We start from the raw sequence: 14,788 nt of genomic DNA, 5'->3' as shown, positions 1-14,788 counted from the left end.
CCGTTGATCGGCAGAGGGTTATGCGAAAAGCCGCCGATGGCAAGGGTCGGCGGGCTGACGTTGCGTCAGGCCGGGACCGTGGCCGAGAGGAACCCGCGCAGGCGGTCGGTCTGCGGGTTGGTGAAGAGGTCGGCGGGGGCGCCTTCCTCCTCAATCACGCCTTGATGCAGAAAGACGACGTGGTCGCTGACATCCTGCGCCATGCGCATGTCATGGGTCACGATCAGCATGGTGCGGCCTTCTTCGGCCAGCGCCTTGATGACGCGGACGACCTCTTGTTCCAGTTCCGGGTCAAGGGCGGAGGTCGGTTCGTCGAACAGAAGCGCCTTGGGTTCCATGCAAAGCGCGCGGGCGATTGCCGCCCTTTGTTGCTGGCCGCCCGATAATTGGGCGGGATAGGCATCGGCCTTGTCACCTATCCCGACCTTGTCGAGGTAGCGGCGGGCGGCATCGGCAACCTCGGCCCGGTCGCGTTTGAGGACCGTCAGCGGCGCCTCCATCACGTTCTGCAGGATCGTCATATGCGCCCAGAGGTTGAACTGCTGGAAGACCATCGACAGGTTCGTGCGGATACGGATCATCTGGGCGTGGTCGGCGGGGCGGCGGTTCAGGCCCTCGCCCTTCCATTTGACGGGTTCGCCGTCAAAGAGGATATCGCCCTGCTGGCTGTCTTCCAGCAGGTTGGCGCAGCGCAGCAGGGTGGATTTACCGGACCCGGAGGAGCCGATGAGCGAGACGACGTGGCCCGCGGGGGCAGTGATGTCGACGCCCTTGAGGACCTCGAGCGAGCCGTATGCCTTGTGCAGGTTGCGGATCGCGATGACGGGAGGCTTTGCTGTGTTCATGGGGCCGAATTAGGCCGCAGAACGCAGGCGATTGCAACGGGGTCCGTGCGGGGGATCAGGCCTGAGCCTCGATCCGGCGGCGGATGGCGTTGCTGTCCTGATCGGTCACGCCCAGCATCGGGGCGACCATGCGCATGATGCTGTCTTCCTGTGCGTCACGCTCGCCATCGGCCAGCACGATCTGCCACATCGCCTCGATCACCGACAGGCGGTGGTCGTAGTCGACGGCGTCCTTGATCGCGCGGGTAAAGCGGACGGTGTCGGGGGCTTGGGATTCCAGTTCCTCGCACTGCTGGCGCAGGTCGGCGGCGTCGGTGAGGCCATAGCGGTGGCAGAGCACCGCCTCGATCCGCTGTTTCTCGATCGGTTCGTAGCGACCGTCGGCGCGGGCGAGCCGGACCAGCAGGGCACCCAGTGCCAGACGCGCATCGGCGTCGGGCATCCGGTCGGGGGCGGGGGCGGCCATGCGCCGAAGGAGATCTGCAAACATGGGCTTGTTATAGGGCTGCGGACCCGCCGCGGAAAGGGCGGGCGGTCAGGTCTGCGGTTCCACCTGCGCAAAAAGCCGTGACAGGGCATTGGCCTCGTCCACGAAGCCGTAGGGCGGGTTGACGACGAAAAGGCCGGACCCGACCATGCCGTGACCCGGCCGGGCGGGCGGGAAGTTCACGGTGTGAGAGATGGCATCGGGAAACTGCCGGTGCAGGACGCGCAGCATCGGTTTGTGCCGGGCGTCGGTCAGGACCGGATACCACAGCGCCAGCACACCCACGGGCCAGCGGCGATGCAGCTTGCGCAGGAATTCGGGCACCTCGTCGTAGTCCGCCTTCACCTCCCAGCTGGGATCGCAGAGCAGCAGGCCCCGGCGCGGGTCCGGCGGGCAGCGGGACAGGGCCATCGCAAGGCCGTCGGTCTGCGTCACGGTGACGCCGGGCAGGGCGGTGCGCAGGGCCTCCGCCTCGGCGGGGTGCAGTTCGGCGAGGGTGACCTCGTCCTCGAACCGGAGCGTATCGAGCGCGATCTGCGGGCTGCCGGGATACGCGTGACGGCCGTGAAGGCTGCGCGTCTTGGCAAGCGCGCGGGCGTAGGGGTGATCGGGCGCGAACCAGCCCGCGGCGAGCGCGATCCCCTGCGCGGCCTCGCCGGTCTTGGCGGACTCGACCCCCGACAGGTCATAGAGCGCGCGACCGGCGTGGGTTTCGAGATAGGACAGGGGCTTGGGCTTCTGGATCATGTAGTCCAGCATCCACGCCAGCAGGGCGTGCTTGTGGACGTCGGCCATGTTGCCCGCGTGATAGGCGTGTTGATATGATAGCATCACTCTGCCCTAACCTTCTTTGCCTGCGCCGTGAAGCCTTGCCGGGCGGATCATTGTTGTTAGGGTCGGCACAAATTACATCCAACCTCCGGAAAGTCAGATCCATGTCCTTTTCCCGCCTGCTGCCCGCGGCTTTTGTCGCGGCGTTTCTGCCCGTTGCGGCCTTTGCGCAGAACACCTTCTCGATCGGCCTCGGCCCGCAGATCCAGCCCGGCTATTTCGGGTCGTCCGACTACGAGACCGGGATCGGCGGCAGCTTCGACATTCAGGAGCTGAACGTCGGGCCGCTGCATTTCGGTTCGGCCGACGGGGTGGAGCCGATGGGTTTCGGCTTTACCGGGTCGCTGGGGTTCATCAACGAGCGCAACGGGTCGAAGTACAAGGAACTGGCCGGCACCGATCCGATCGATGCAGCCATCGAACTGGGCGGCGGTGTCACCTACACGGCGCGGAACTACTACCTGTTCGCCGTGGCGCGCTATGGCGTGACCGGTCATTCGGCGCTGGTCGGTGACGTGGGGGCGGACGCGATCTTTCATCCGTCGCGCCAGCTGGAGCTGCGTGTCGGCCCGCGTCTGTCGTTCGGCGATGACGATTTCGCGCAACAGTATTTTGGCGTGACCGCAACCGAGGCCGTGCGCGCCAAGGCGGCAGGATCGCGTCTGAGCCAGTTCACGCCGGTCGGCGGATACAGCGCCGCTGGCGGTCTGCTGGGGCAGGGGATCGAAGCCTCTGCCGTTTATGACTTCACCCCCGACTGGTCGATGAAGGCACTGGTGCGCTACGACAAGTTCGTCAACGATGCGGAAAACAGCCCGATCGTGCGTCAGGGCAAGGATTCGATGACCTCTGCCGGTCTGGTGATCACGCGGCGCTTCAGCTTCTGAACACTGTTCAAGACAGACAAAAAGGCGCGTCCGGGTCCGGGCGCGCCTTTTTTGTGTCTGGCGGGGGCCTGTGTCGCGGGGGCTTTGCCCCCGCACCCCCAAAGTATTTTCGACCAGAAGAAGGTGGGGCGCGTGTCTAGACCAGGCGGCTGTTTTCCACGGCGGCGCGGACGAAGTCTGCGAAAAGGGGATGCGGGGCGAAGGGTTTCGACTTCAGCTCCGGATGGAACTGGACGCCGATGAACCACGGGTGGTTGGTCCATTCGACGATTTCCGGCAGCTTGCCGTCCGGCGACATGCCGGTAAAGCACAGGCCGGTCGCCTCCAGCTTTTCGCGGTACTTGGTGTCGACCTCGTAGCGGTGGCGGTGGCGTTCCTCGATCGTGGTGGTGCCGTAAACCTCGGCGACCTTGGAGCCTTCGCGCAGGATCGCATCGTAGGCGCCGAGGCGCATGGTGCCGCCCTTGGCGTCGTCGGCCTTGCGCGCGACGGTCTGGTTGCCCTGCACCCATTCCTTGAGGTGGTAGACGACCGGCTCGAACCGGCGGCTGCCGGATTCGTGGTCGAATTCCTCTGACCCGGCGGTGGTCAGGCCCGCGACGTTGCGCGCGGCCTCGATCACAGCCATCTGCATGCCGAGGCAGATGCCGAGGTAGGGCACGCCCTTTTCGCGGGCGAATTGCGCGGCCTTGATCTTGCCTTCGGTGCCGCGTTCGCCAAAGCCGCCGGGCACGAGGATCGCGTGGAAACCTTCGAGGTAGGGGGCGGCATCCTCGCGGTCGAAGAGTTCGGCGTCGACCCATTCGATCTTGACCTTGACCCGGTTCGCCATGCCCCCGTGGGTCAGCGCTTCTGCGATGGATTTGTAGGCGTCTTCCAGCTGCGTGTATTTGCCGACGATGGCGACGCTGACCTGACCTTCGGGGTTATGGATGCGGTCGGCGACGTCGTGCCAGACGGCAAGGTTCGGCGCGGGGGCGGGCGAGATGTTGAAGGCGTCGAGCACCGCCTGATCCAGACCCTGTGCGTGGTAGGCCAGCGGCGCCTCGTAGATCGACTTGAGGTCGTAGGCGGCGATCACGGCGTCCTTGCGGACGTTGCAGAACAGGCCGATCTTTTCACGCTCGCGTTCCGGGATCGGATGTTCCGACCGGCAGACGAGGATGTCGGGCGCGAGGCCGATGCTGCGCAGCTCCTTGACCGAGTGCTGCGTCGGCTTGGTCTTCAACTCGCCGCTGGCGGCGAGGTAGGGCAGCAGCGTCAGGTGCATGAAGATGCACTGGCCGCGCGGCTTATCCTGCGCGAACTGGCGGATCGCCTCGAAGAAGGGCAGGCCCTCGATGTCGCCGACGGTGCCGCCGATTTCGCAGAGCATGAAATCGACCTCGTCCTCACCGATGCGGATGAAGTCCTTGATCTCGTTCGTGACGTGGGGAATGACCTGGATCGTCTTGCCGAGGTAGTCGCCGCGGCGTTCCTTTTCCAGCACCGTGGAATAGACGCGGCCGGAGCTGATCGAATCGCTCATGCGCGCCGCGACGCCGGTGAAGCGTTCGTAGTGGCCAAGGTCGAGGTCGGTTTCCGCGCCGTCGTCGGTCACGAAGACCTCGCCATGCTCGAACGGTGACATCGTGCCGGGGTCGACGTTCAGGTAAGGGTCCAGCTTGCGCAGGCGGACCGTATAGCCGCGCGCCTGCAGCAGGGCGCCAAGGGCGGCAGAGGCCAGCCCCTTGCCCAAAGAGGACACAACCCCGCCCGTGATGAAGATGAAACGTGCCATGGTAAGGCCCCCGTGCGTGTCAGAATTGCAGACCGGCGACCCCCTTGGGATCGCAATATCACGGGATTTGAGAATAGCCGGAAATGGCCACCCAGCGCAACCCGTGACGCAAGATCATGATGTGCCGCGCGGCTGCGCGGCAACGTATTGTGGGACGTGCGGCCTCAGTTCCCCGCAGGAGTCTGCGGCGCGTCGCCAGTGGCCGGGACATCTGCGGCAGGCGTATCGGTGGCGGGCGTCGTGTCAGCCGGGGCTGCGGGTGCCGGCGTTTCCGCGGCAGGCTGGGGCGCATCGGCGGCCGGTGCGGGGACTGTCGTGGTCGGCGCAGCCTCTGGCGCGGGAGCAGCGGTGTCAGCGGCGGGGGCGGTCGCGTCAGCCGCGGGCGTCTTCGCGGCGGGTGCGGCGTCGTTGCCGCCCGGCGTCAATGATGCATCGTTGGCCGGTGGGGGCAGCAGGTCGTTGCCCAGACCCGGTGTCGCGGGCTGCGCGGGATCAGAGACCGGCGCGTCCTGCAGGCGGTCGACGACAGATGCACCGGCGGCGTTTTCAGCGGCAATGATCGTCAGCGCGATCGACGTGGCGATGAACCCCAGCGCGAGGATCCAGGTGACCTTGCCCATCGCGGTCGGCGCGGGTCTGCTGCCCGTCGCACCACCGCCGCCGCCCACGCCCAGACCGCCGCCTTCGGACCGCTGCAGCAGCACGGTGCCGATCAGCGTCAGCGCGAGAATCAGGTGGATGACGAGGACGACATTTTCGTATTGCATGACGAAGGGGCCTGCGGGTTGCCTGCGGTTCGGCGCTGTCTATGCCGAAGGCCCCCATGCCGCAACCCCAAAGCACGGCGCGTAAGGGGCAGGCTGTCAACGGCAGAATCGCGGCGCGTCGGGGGGGAAGCGTCGCGCGGCCCGTCGCTTTGCCGCCCTCTGGTGCGGCGGGACATGTTTTTCGGTTTCAAGACACTGCCCATCCGCATATAGCGGTCAACGGAAATTCCGGCAGAGGACCTGATATCATGGCAAACGTTGTCGTCGTCGGCGCCCAGTGGGGCGACGAGGGAAAAGGCAAGATCGTCGATTGGCTGAGCGAGCGGGCCGACGTCGTCGCCCGCTTTCAGGGGGGCCACAACGCCGGCCACACGCTGGTCATCGACGGCACCGTCTACAAGCTGCACGCCCTGCCGTCGGGCGTCGTGCGCGGCGGCAAGCTGAGCGTGATCGGCAACGGCGTCGTCCTTGATCCCTGGCACCTGCTGAAAGAGATCGAGACGATCCGCGCCCAGGGCGTCGAGATCACGCCCGAGACGCTGATGATCGCGGAAAACACGCCGCTGATCCTGCCGTTCCACGGCGAGCTGGACCGCGCCCGCGAAAATCAGGCGGACGTCGCCAAGATCGGCACCACCGGGCGCGGCATCGGGCCATGTTACGAGGACAAGGTCGGTCGCCGTGTGATCCGCGTGGCCGATCTGGCCGACGCGGCGACGCTGGAACTGCGCGTCGACCGCGCGCTTGTCCACCACGATGCGCTGCGCCGGGGCCTTGGCCTTGATCCCATCGACCGGGATGACCTGCTGGCGCAACTGCGCGCGGTGGCACCCGCCATTCTGGAATACGCAGCACCCGTCTGGAAGGTGCTGAACGACAAGCGCAAGGAAGGCAAACGCATCCTGTTCGAGGGCGCGCAGGGCGCGCTGCTGGATATCGACTTCGGCACCTATCCCTTCGTGACGTCCTCCAACGTCATCGCAGGGCAGGCCGCGACGGGCACCGGCGTCGGGCCGGGGGCCATCGATTTTGTCCTCGGCATCGTGAAGGCCTATACCACGCGCGTCGGCGAAGGCCCGTTTCCGACAGAGTTGCTGGACGAAGACGGCGAGAAGCTGGGCCAGCGCGGCCATGAATTCGGCACCACCACCGGGCGCAAGCGCCGCTGCGGCTGGTTCGATGCAGCGCTGGTGCGGCAGACCTGTGCGACCTCTGGCGTGTCCGGCATCTCGCTGACCAAGCTTGATGTGCTGGACGGGTTCGAGACGCTGAAGATCTGCACCGGCTACGATCTGGACGGCACGGTGCTGGATTACCTGCCGACCGCCGCCGACCAACAGGCGCGCTGCACGCCGATCTACGAGGAAATGCCCGGTTGGTCGGAATCGACCGAAGGCGCGCGGTCGTGGAACGACCTGCCCGCGCAGGCGATCAAATACGTCCGCCGGATCGAGGAACTGATCGACTGCCCGGTGGCACTGGTCTCGACCTCGCCGGAGCGGGAGGACACGATCCTTGTCACCGATCCGTTCGCGGCGCGATGAACGGCTGGTTCGCGAACCTCAGCTACAAGGCGCGCAAGCGGTGGGCACTGCTGATTCTGGTGATCGGCCTGCCCGCCTACATCGTGGTCGCGGTCACCATCACCTCGACGCTGGACCGCCCGTCGATCTGGCTGGAACTGGCGATCTATGTCGGGCTTGGCATCCTGTGGGCCTGGCCGTTTCGCAGCATCTTTCGCGGGATCGGTCAGGCCGATCCCGATGATCGCGAAGACTGAACGCGGCGCCAGATGTGAAAAAGGCGACGGGTGTGAACCCGTCGCCTTTTTTCGTTTTGATCTTGGGCCTGTCAGCCCCCGGCGGCCATCGCATCCGGCTTGAACCGGGTCCGGTGCGACACGGCAAAGCGACCGTTGCGGACCCGTTCGATCCGGCCCTGCCGCAGCAGGGTGCCAAAGGACCGCAGACCATCTTCGCGGCTGAAATCCTGGGCCACCGTCTGTTTGACCTTCTGCATGATGTGCGGGCGAGAGAAATCTTCCGATCCCTCGACGAAGGCCGTGTAGGCGGCCGCTGCTTCCAGCAGGTCCTGCAGGCTGGTCGCACCCATCTGTTCGGCGAATTCGGCAAAGTTGCCGGTGTCGCTGGCGGGCGCCTCAGCCGCGGGGGTCGCGATGCGCCGGGGCTGCACCGATTCGGCGGGCGCCGTATCGCCCAGATCGATGCGCTGGCTCGCCACCAGCTTCAGCGGGCCGGGGCGCTGACGCTCGGACCGGTCGGGTGCTGCCTCGGGGCGCGGGGCGCGGCGCGGCTGGACGACCTTTTGCAGGTCGTCGCGGAACACCTCTTCGGTGGCTGTGCGGTCGGTGCCGGCCTCGCCCAACTGGCGCGCCGCTTCTGTCGCGGCGACGGCGGCCTTGAGGTGGGCGATGGCGTTGCGGCGGCGGCTGGCGTTGGGATCGGCCAGTTCGTCGTCGGCCTGGGACATGATCCGCGACATTTCCGCCTCTGACGTGTCGGGCAGGGGGTCGCGGCGCGGTTTGGACTGTTCGTCCGCAGCCGGTGCAAGGGGGGCCGGCGCGTCGGTTGCTTCTGCCGGTGCCGGTTGAGGTGCCTGTTCGGCATCCTGCTCCGCGACCAAGGACGCCAGTTCCCGTTGCAGATCCGCTTCGTCATCCTCGGACAGGGTGCTTTCGATGGCCTCGGGGTCGAAGTCGATCATGTCGCCAGCCCCGTCGCGCGCTGCGACGGAGTCCGCGAAATCGTCGGCAACCGCAGTCTTTGCACCATCGGCGTGCGCAGAAGCCTCGGCAGACGGGTTTGGCGCCTCCGGGATCGCTTCGTCCGTGGCAGCGGTGGCAGGGATTGCCGTGACGGTGTCGTCGGTGTCAGCCGTGGTGACAGGCGCCTCAGCCGCGGGCTGGATGTCGGGGTCGCGGGGGCGCCGGGTGATACGCAGGATCCGGCCGCGCGGTGCCGCTGGCGGCGCAATCGGCGCAGGTTCCTTTGTCGCGGCCGCGACCGGGGCGGGCGCAGGCACTGCGCTGTCCGTCTGGCGTGCGGCGGTGTTGTCGGTCGGTGCCTGCTCCTTTTGGGTCTGGCGCAGGCCGGCCCGTTCGAGGTTGCGCAACACGGCTGAAATCTGATCGTCGGTTTCATCCGTCGGCGCGGTTGCTGCCGTCTTGTCTGCTTCGGCGTCAGCCGGTGCCGCGACAGATGCGTCTTGATCTGGCGCCTGAGAGGAGGCCGCGTCTGTGGCGGGACCCGCAGGCGACGGGCCCGCGTCAGCCAGAGTTGTTGCGATCAGGCCGTCGTCGGACTGGGTCGCATCCTGTGCTTCGCTGTCGGCGTCGCCAGTGTCAGTGTCAGTGTCAGTGTCAGTGTCAGTGTCAGTTTGAGTGTCGGTGTCGGGCGAGTCCTGCCCCCCGAAGACGGCCATGGCGCGCGCAATCGCGCTGTCCAACTCTGCATCCGAACGCTCTGCGTCGCTGGCCACAGCCACGGATGCGGACGTGTCGGTCTGGTCCTGCGAATCCTCGGCCGTCTCCGGTGCCTCAACGGAAGAGATCGGTGCGGTCGGAGGTTCTGCATCGGCATGCAGATCGAGATCCATCGTCTCGTCGCTGGCATCCGTCGTCACGTCCAGGTCTTCGGCGTAGGTGGCGGGCGTGGTCAGGGGCACACCGCCGACCACCGCCCGAATCCGCTGCAGCTTTGCCGCGACGCTGTCGGCATCGGGATGGGCTGGCACGGTTGCGCGGTAGGGGGGGGTGTCGTCCGACGGGCCGGTGCCGGTGATGTCCGGTTGTTTCTGCACAGCGGGCGCCATGCGCGTGTCCTGGTTATTGTCGGCGCGATCGGGATCTTGCATGACGTCCCGCGCGCGGTTGGCCGCTTGCGCCATGGATGGCCCGTTCACGGGGGGGCGCGGTGCAGGCGGCATGACCGGTGCGGCGTCAAGGACAGACGCTATGTCCGCGTCGTCCGACGCATCATTGTCGGCAGCGTCCGACATGTCTGCCTCGGCGACCGCAGCGGCATTGGCTGGCCGCAGCAGATCCTGCACCTGCGGTTCGGCCTGCTCTTCGACCTCGTCCTCGGCCTGTGGCTGCGGTGCCTGCTTCCGGGTCTGCGGGAACGTGACCCGTTCGGAAACCTGTGGCGCAGCGACCGCAGGCGCGGGGTCGCTGGCGCGCAGGACGATCCCGGTGGTGCTGCTGCGCATTTCGACCCGGCGCGAGATTTCGCGTTCCGCGATCCGCGTCAGCATTTCGGCATCTGGCGTGGGCGGTTCTGCCCCGAAATAACGGTCACCCGCGGCCAGATCACGGAAATACTCCGCAATCGCTTTCATCGTCGAGAAGGAATCATCGAATCCCTCCAGCGTGCACGAGAAAGTGCCATAGGAAACGGTGAGAATCTTGCTCGACTCAACCATGATTTCGCTCGCTTTCTGCCAGTCCAAGTGAAACCGTGTTTACCAGCAATTGGTTCGCAAAGCGGCACCGACAGGCGGTCGCGACGGGTTGATTTTGTGTCCCTTTCAAGGAATGTCGCCCAAAAAGGGACAATACCCCATGATTCAGCCGATTGTTCACGCTGCGACTCCTGTCACGCTGCTTGGTGGTGCCGATATAGACGCACACGACCTTAACATGTGCCTAAGCTTTGCGCCAACGGTCGTGGCCGCCGACGGTGGCGCGGATCATGCGCTGCGGGCCGGGCTGCGGCCGGCCGCCGTGATCGGCGACATGGATTCGCTGACCCCTGCGGCGCGTGCCGCTTTCGGTACCATCATGCATCCGGTGGCCGAACAGGATACCACGGATTTCGAAAAGTGTCTGACCCGGATCACAGCACCGTTGATCATGGCGGCGGGGTTTCTGGGGGGGCGGCTGGATCACACGCTGTCGACGCTGGGCGTCCTCGCACGGTTGCGGGCCTGGCATGTGGTGCTGGTCTCGCGGTGGGACGTCTGCGTGCTGTTGCCGCAGGGCGACAGCGTCTGGCCGGTGGCAGAGGGGCTGCCGCTGGGCCTGCTGCCACTGGGACAGGCGCGCGTCAGCAGTCAGGGACTGCGCTGGGACCTGGACGACCGTGCCATGGCGCCGGACGGACTGGTCAGCAGTTCCAACGCAGTTGCCGCCAGCCCGGTCAGATTGCAGGTGGCAGGCCCGGTGCTGCTGACCCTGTCACCACAGGCGGCACGGGTCGTGACAGACGTCGTTCGCGGGCGATGACGTAAAGCCCTGCGGCGACCGTGATGACGATGCCGAGGGCGGCGAGGCCATTGGGCAGTTCGCGGAACATCAGCCAGCCGATGGCGGTGCCGAACGGAATCTCCAGATACTGCATCGGTGCGAGGGTTGCGGCTGGCGCGAGGCGCAGGCTGGCGGTCATCATCAGTTGCGCCGCTGTGCCCATGACCCCCATGACCGCCAGCAGCAGCGCGTCAGACGCGGCGGCGGGCAGTGTGGTCAGGCTGCGGTCGGGGACCAGTAGGACGGCAAGGGCGATCAGAAGGCTCGCCTGCCAGCCGCTGATCGCCTGCATCCGCACCGGCCCCAGACGGCGCGAAATGTGCCGCGTGACCAGCATGAAGCCGGCAAAGCAGACCGCGACCCCCAGCGGCAGAAGGGCCGCCGCACCGACCGCGACAAAGTTCGGCTGGATCACCAGCATCGTGCCGACAAAGCCCACGCCACAGGCGCTGAGCCGGTGCGGCCCCACGGTTTCGCCCAGCAGCGCCCAGCCCAGCAGCAGCGCGATGAAGGGCATGACGAAGGCGATCGCCAGCGCATCCGCCAGCGGCAGCACCCGCAGCGCCGCGAACATCAGGCCCATGCCGCCAATGTGCAGCAGGGTGCGCAGGGCGATCAGGGCGCGGGTGCCGCGCGGGGCGCGCAAACTTTCGCCTTGCCACAGCGCCGCGGCGCCGAGGATGGCGGCCTGCGTGACGAAGCGCGACAGCATCAGGATCAGCAGGCCGGTGCCGGTGCCCAGAAGCTTGGCCATGCCGTCGCCCAAGGGGGCGAGCACGCAGAACCCCAGCATCAGCAGGATCCCGGCGAACGGGCGGTCGCCCGTCACGGTGCGCTGTCCGGCTGCACGTCGCGCGGTGTCAGGTTCTGGGGCGTCAGGCCCACGGCAATCGCCAGCGTCGCCGGCTGCCGCGCCGTATGGCGCTCTCTCGCGATGATATAAAGGCCGGAGGCTACGATGACCGCGATCCCGGTCCATGTCAGGGCATCGGGGAAATCGCCGAAGATGGTGTAGCCCAAGGCGACCGCGCTGACGATTTCGAGGTAATGCAGCGGCGCCAGCGTCGCGGCGGGCGCGGCGCGCAGGGCATAGGTCATCATCAGGTGGGCCACGGCAGAGGCCGCGCCTACCCCCGCCAGCCAAGCCCAGGCGAGGCCCTGCGGCAGCACTGGCGACAGGGTCGGCCAGTCGCGGCCCGCAGCGATCAGCATGACCGGCAGGCACAGCGCCATCGCAACGGTCGAGGTGTGGAACTGCATCGCCACCGGGTGCATGCGCCGCGACAGGCTGCGCGTGACCAGCATGTAGAGCGCGAAGGACAGCGCGGTGCCGAGCGGGAACAGCGCCATCGGGCCGAAGGCCGCGAGGCTGGGCCGGATCACCAGTAGCGATCCGGCGAACCCCACGGCGCAGGCGGCGATCCGGCGCGGACCGACGGGGTCGGCAAAGATCAGGTGGCCGAGGATCAGCAACAGGAACGGCTCGACAAAGGCGATGGCGAGGGCGTCGGCCATCGGCATCACCGTCAGCGCCGCGACGAAGCAATAGGTCGAGGCAATCAGGCAAAGCGCGCGGGCGACCAGCGCGCGGCCGGCCCCGCGGGGCAGCCGGACCGACTGCCCCAGCGCCAGGCAGACCGGCGCCATCAGGGCGGCCTGCACGATGAAGCGCGCCGTGGTGATCTGGCCCACGGGCAGCGACTGGGCCGCCAGCTTGGACGCAGCATCGATCAGGGGCGCCGTCGCGCAGAACCCCAGCATCAGCACGATGCCCGGAAGGATGCGATCGGCAGGCGTCACGGGCGCACTCCGTGTTTTCGCGGGGAATTCGCCAGGGGATCAGCAGTTGGGGACATTGACCGCCAGCCCGCCAAGGGATGTTTCCTTGTATTTCTCGCTCATGTCGGCGCCCGTCTGGCGCATCGTCTCGATCGCGGCGTCCAGCGGCACCAGATGCACGCCGTCACCCCGCAAGGCGAGGCTGGCGGCCGAGACGGCCTTGATGCAGCCCAGACCGTTACGCTCGATGCAGGGCACCTGCACCAGACCGCGGACCGGGTCGCAGGTCATGCCAAGGTGATGCTCCAGCGCGATCTCTGCCGCGTTCTCGATCTGCGCGGGACTGCCGCCCAGCACCGCGCAAAGCCCTGCGGCGGCCATGGCGGCGGCAGAACCGACCTCGGCCTGGCAGCCGCATTCGGCACCGGAGATGCTGGCGTTGAACTTGATCAATCCGCCGATGGCGGCGGCGGTCAGCAGGAAATCGGGGATTTTCGAGGGGGCCGCGCCGGGCACGTGGTCCAGCCAGTAGCGGATCGTGGCCGGCAGGACACCTGCGGCACCGTTGGTGGGGGCGGTAACCACCTGACCGCCGGCGGCGTTTTCCTCGTTCACGGCCATGGCGTAGGCGGACATCCAGTCGTTGATCGTATGGGGGGCGGGCTGGTTCAGACCACGCTCTGCCAGCAGCGCCTGATGGATGCCGTGGGCGCGGCGGCGCACGTTCAGACCGCCGGGCAGGGTGCCCGTCGCTGCCAGTCCCCGGTCGATGCAGGCGTTCATCACCGCCCAGATCCGGGTCAGCCCCGCGTCCACATCTGTCGCGCGGCGGCGGCTGAGTTCGTTTTCACGCTTGAGCGTGGCAATGCTTTTGCCTGAGGTTTGCGCCATGTCCAGCATCTGTGCCGCGGTTCGGAAGGGCCAGGGCACCGGCGGGCCGTCGTCGGTGTCGCGCCCTGCGGCGAGTTCGTCCGCGGTCAGCACGAAGCCACCGCCGACGGAATAGTAAGTCACCTGGGTGACCGTATCGCCCTGTGCATCCAGCCCCTTGAATATCAGGCCATTCGCGTGACCGGGCAGGGCAGGGCCGTAGTCGAACAGCAGATCGTCCTTCGGATCGAAGCGCAGGGGCAGCAGGCCGTCCGGTGCAATCTCGTGCTGCGTCCTGATGGCCTCCAGCGCCGCCTCGGCGCGGGCGGCGTCATAGTCGTCGGCCCGCTGACCGGCGAGGCCGAGCATCACCGCGCGGTCTGTCGCATGGCCGATGCCGGTGAACGCAAGGCTGCCGTGCAGACTGGCGCGGACCCGCGCCACCGCGAAAGGCTGCGCGCGCAGGTGATCGAGGAACCGTGCGGCGGCGACCATCGGGCCGATGGTGTGTGACGACGACGGACCGACGCCGACCTTGAACATATCGAAGACGGACAGGAACATCAGGTGGCACTTCCTTCGGGCGGGTCCGGCAGGACGGGGGCGGAAAAGGGTGTGGGCCCAAGGCCTTCGGCGCGGGCGGCACGCAGCGCCGGTGCGCTTTCCTCGAACACCTGCGCGAAACGGTGCAGGCGGGGCCAGTGCCTGAGGTCATACCAGTCGGTCGGCCCGCCATAAAGTGCGGGCCAGCGCAGCAGAGGCGCCAGATAGCACATGTGCAGCACGTGGTCCGGCACCCAGTGCCTTTCCAGCAGGTCGAGGTGCGTAGCGGCGCGGTGCCGCGCGGCATGGCGCAGGCTGGCGGGGGCTGCGGGCAGATATTGCTCTGGATAAAAGAGGGTGCGCAGCGTCGCATGCAGCGTGTTCGATAGCCAGAACAGCCATGACAGGGCCTGACCCCGTGCAGCATCGTCCGGGGCGGGACACAGGCTGCCCGGATGCCGGTCGGCCAGCCAAAGCAGGATGGCGCCCGTCTCGAATATGGGACCGGAGGGTGTTTCCAGCGCCGGGATCAGACCCGCAGGATTAAGGGCAAGATAATCCGGGTCTCGTTGCGCGTTGCGGGTCCGGTCGACCAGGACAGTCGAGTAGTCCTGCCCCGCAAATTCCAGCGCAAGGCGCACGCAAAGCGAGGCGTTGTCGGGCGCGTAATGCAGGCGAAGGGATTCCATGTCCGCACCCTAGCGACGATGCAGGGCGGCGTCAGTCCGAAAGCGCC

At 67.0% G+C, this 14,788-nt stretch carries 14 protein-coding genes; 4 read left to right on the top strand and 10 right to left on the bottom strand.

Going from position 1 to position 14,788, the window contains the following annotated elements; all coding sequences use genetic code 11:
• Nucleotides 1–65 precede the first annotated feature (65 nt).
• Genes GLR48_RS01095 through rlmJ form a run of 3 tightly spaced genes read right to left on the bottom strand, consistent with a single transcriptional unit; the run spans nucleotide 66 to nucleotide 2,163 of the window.
• Nucleotides 66–845: an ABC transporter ATP-binding protein gene (locus GLR48_RS01095; protein WP_237057951.1), complete on the bottom strand. Its 780-nt coding sequence runs from the start codon at nucleotides 843–845 to the stop codon at nucleotides 66–68.
• Between the two features lie 55 nt (nucleotides 846–900).
• A complete protein-coding gene (locus GLR48_RS01090; RefSeq protein WP_237057950.1) occupies nucleotides 901–1,335 on the bottom strand; it encodes a tellurite resistance TerB family protein in 435 nt (144 codons plus the stop codon).
• Between the two features lie 45 nt (nucleotides 1,336–1,380).
• Nucleotides 1,381–2,163, bottom strand: a complete 783-nt coding sequence (gene rlmJ / locus GLR48_RS01085) for a 23S rRNA (adenine(2030)-N(6))-methyltransferase RlmJ (RefSeq protein ID WP_237057949.1) — start codon at nucleotides 2,161–2,163, stop codon at nucleotides 1,381–1,383.
• A gap of 104 nt (nucleotides 2,164–2,267) precedes the next feature.
• Between rlmJ and GLR48_RS01080 the strand changes: the two genes are divergently transcribed.
• The gene (locus GLR48_RS01080) at nucleotides 2,268–3,050 is read left to right on the top strand and encodes a MipA/OmpV family protein (RefSeq protein WP_237057948.1); all 783 of its coding nucleotides are present in this window, start codon (nucleotides 2,268–2,270) and stop codon (nucleotides 3,048–3,050) included.
• Nucleotides 3,051–3,186: 136 nt separating this feature from the next.
• On the opposite strand, the gene GLR48_RS01075 is transcribed toward GLR48_RS01080, so the two are convergent.
• The gene (locus GLR48_RS01075; RefSeq protein ID WP_237057947.1) at nucleotides 3,187–4,830 is read right to left on the bottom strand and encodes a CTP synthase; all 1,644 of its coding nucleotides are present in this window, start codon (nucleotides 4,828–4,830) and stop codon (nucleotides 3,187–3,189) included.
• 164 nt (nucleotides 4,831–4,994) lie between these two features.
• Entirely contained in the window at nucleotides 4,995–5,597 is a 603-nt protein-coding gene (secG, locus tag GLR48_RS01070; RefSeq protein ID WP_237057946.1) for a preprotein translocase subunit SecG, read from the bottom strand.
• Between the two features lie 248 nt (nucleotides 5,598–5,845).
• Between secG and GLR48_RS01065 the strand changes: the two genes are divergently transcribed.
• Both GLR48_RS01065 and GLR48_RS01060 read left to right on the top strand, forming a co-directional pair.
• The gene (locus tag GLR48_RS01065; RefSeq protein WP_237057944.1) at nucleotides 5,846–7,141 is read left to right on the top strand and encodes an adenylosuccinate synthase; all 1,296 of its coding nucleotides are present in this window, start codon (nucleotides 5,846–5,848) and stop codon (nucleotides 7,139–7,141) included.
• Nucleotides 7,138–7,377, top strand: a complete 240-nt coding sequence (locus GLR48_RS01060) for a DUF2842 domain-containing protein (RefSeq protein ID WP_237057942.1) — start codon at nucleotides 7,138–7,140, stop codon at nucleotides 7,375–7,377. Before GLR48_RS01065 ends, GLR48_RS01060 begins: the two co-directional genes overlap by 4 nt.
• 71 nt (nucleotides 7,378–7,448) lie before the next feature.
• Here GLR48_RS01060 and GLR48_RS01055 read toward each other — a convergent pair whose 3' ends face one another.
• Complete coding sequence (locus GLR48_RS01055) at nucleotides 7,449–10,037, bottom strand: hypothetical protein (RefSeq protein WP_237057940.1); 2,589 nt, start codon at nucleotides 10,035–10,037, stop codon at nucleotides 7,449–7,451.
• Between the two features lie 139 nt (nucleotides 10,038–10,176).
• On the opposite strand from GLR48_RS01055, the gene GLR48_RS01050 reads away from it, so the two are divergent.
• On the top strand, nucleotides 10,177–10,839 hold the full coding sequence (locus tag GLR48_RS01050) for a thiamine diphosphokinase (protein WP_237057938.1): 663 nt from the start codon (nucleotides 10,177–10,179) through the stop codon (nucleotides 10,837–10,839).
• On the opposite strand, the gene GLR48_RS01045 is transcribed toward GLR48_RS01050, so the two are convergent.
• The 4 genes from GLR48_RS01045 to GLR48_RS01030 are packed head-to-tail and all read right to left on the bottom strand — an operon-like array spanning nucleotide 10,754 to nucleotide 14,741.
• Entirely contained in the window at nucleotides 10,754–11,689 is a 936-nt protein-coding gene (locus GLR48_RS01045) for a DMT family transporter (protein WP_237057936.1), read from the bottom strand. The two genes, GLR48_RS01050 and GLR48_RS01045, sit on opposite strands and share 86 nt — an antisense overlap.
• A complete protein-coding gene (locus GLR48_RS01040) occupies nucleotides 11,686–12,660 on the bottom strand; it encodes a DMT family transporter (RefSeq protein WP_336886608.1) in 975 nt (324 codons plus the stop codon). Before GLR48_RS01040 ends, GLR48_RS01045 begins: the two co-directional genes overlap by 4 nt.
• Before the next feature lie 39 nt (nucleotides 12,661–12,699).
• A complete protein-coding gene (locus GLR48_RS01035) occupies nucleotides 12,700–14,073 on the bottom strand; it encodes an L-serine ammonia-lyase (protein WP_237057934.1) in 1,374 nt (457 codons plus the stop codon).
• A complete protein-coding gene (locus GLR48_RS01030) occupies nucleotides 14,073–14,741 on the bottom strand; it encodes a glutathione S-transferase family protein (protein ID WP_237057932.1) in 669 nt (222 codons plus the stop codon). Before GLR48_RS01030 ends, GLR48_RS01035 begins: the two co-directional genes overlap by 1 nt.
• Nucleotides 14,742–14,788: the final 47 nt, after the last annotated feature.

Source organism: Loktanella sp. M215 (assembly GCF_021735925.1).
Taxonomy (GTDB): Bacteria; Pseudomonadota; Alphaproteobacteria; order Rhodobacterales; family Rhodobacteraceae; genus Loktanella.
Note: the sequence above shows the minus strand (reverse complement) of the source record. Positions and strands in the feature narration are given on the sequence as shown.

Excerpts from the sequence above, each read along its gene's own strand:
- GLR48_RS01095 (WP_237057951.1), bottom strand. The coding sequence starts at position 845 with ATGAACACAGCAAAGCCTCCCGTCATCGCGATCCGCAACCTGCACAAG.
- GLR48_RS01090 (WP_237057950.1), bottom strand. The coding sequence starts at position 1,335 with ATGTTTGCAGATCTCCTTCGGCGCATGGCCGCCCCCGCCCCCGACCGG.
- rlmJ (WP_237057949.1), bottom strand. The coding sequence starts at position 2,163 with ATGCTATCATATCAACACGCCTATCACGCGGGCAACATGGCCGACGTC.
- GLR48_RS01080 (WP_237057948.1), top strand. The coding sequence starts at position 2,268 with ATGTCCTTTTCCCGCCTGCTGCCCGCGGCTTTTGTCGCGGCGTTTCTG.
- GLR48_RS01075 (WP_237057947.1), bottom strand. The coding sequence starts at position 4,830 with ATGGCACGTTTCATCTTCATCACGGGCGGGGTTGTGTCCTCTTTGGGC.
- secG (WP_237057946.1), bottom strand. The coding sequence starts at position 5,597 with ATGCAATACGAAAATGTCGTCCTCGTCATCCACCTGATTCTCGCGCTG.
- GLR48_RS01065 (WP_237057944.1), top strand. The coding sequence starts at position 5,846 with ATGGCAAACGTTGTCGTCGTCGGCGCCCAGTGGGGCGACGAGGGAAAA.
- GLR48_RS01060 (WP_237057942.1), top strand. The coding sequence starts at position 7,138 with ATGAACGGCTGGTTCGCGAACCTCAGCTACAAGGCGCGCAAGCGGTGG.
- GLR48_RS01055 (WP_237057940.1), bottom strand. The coding sequence starts at position 10,037 with ATGGTTGAGTCGAGCAAGATTCTCACCGTTTCCTATGGCACTTTCTCG.
- GLR48_RS01050 (WP_237057938.1), top strand. The coding sequence starts at position 10,177 with ATGATTCAGCCGATTGTTCACGCTGCGACTCCTGTCACGCTGCTTGGT.
- GLR48_RS01035 (WP_237057934.1), bottom strand. The coding sequence starts at position 14,073 with ATGTTCCTGTCCGTCTTCGATATGTTCAAGGTCGGCGTCGGTCCGTCG.
- GLR48_RS01030 (WP_237057932.1), bottom strand. The coding sequence starts at position 14,741 with ATGGAATCCCTTCGCCTGCATTACGCGCCCGACAACGCCTCGCTTTGC.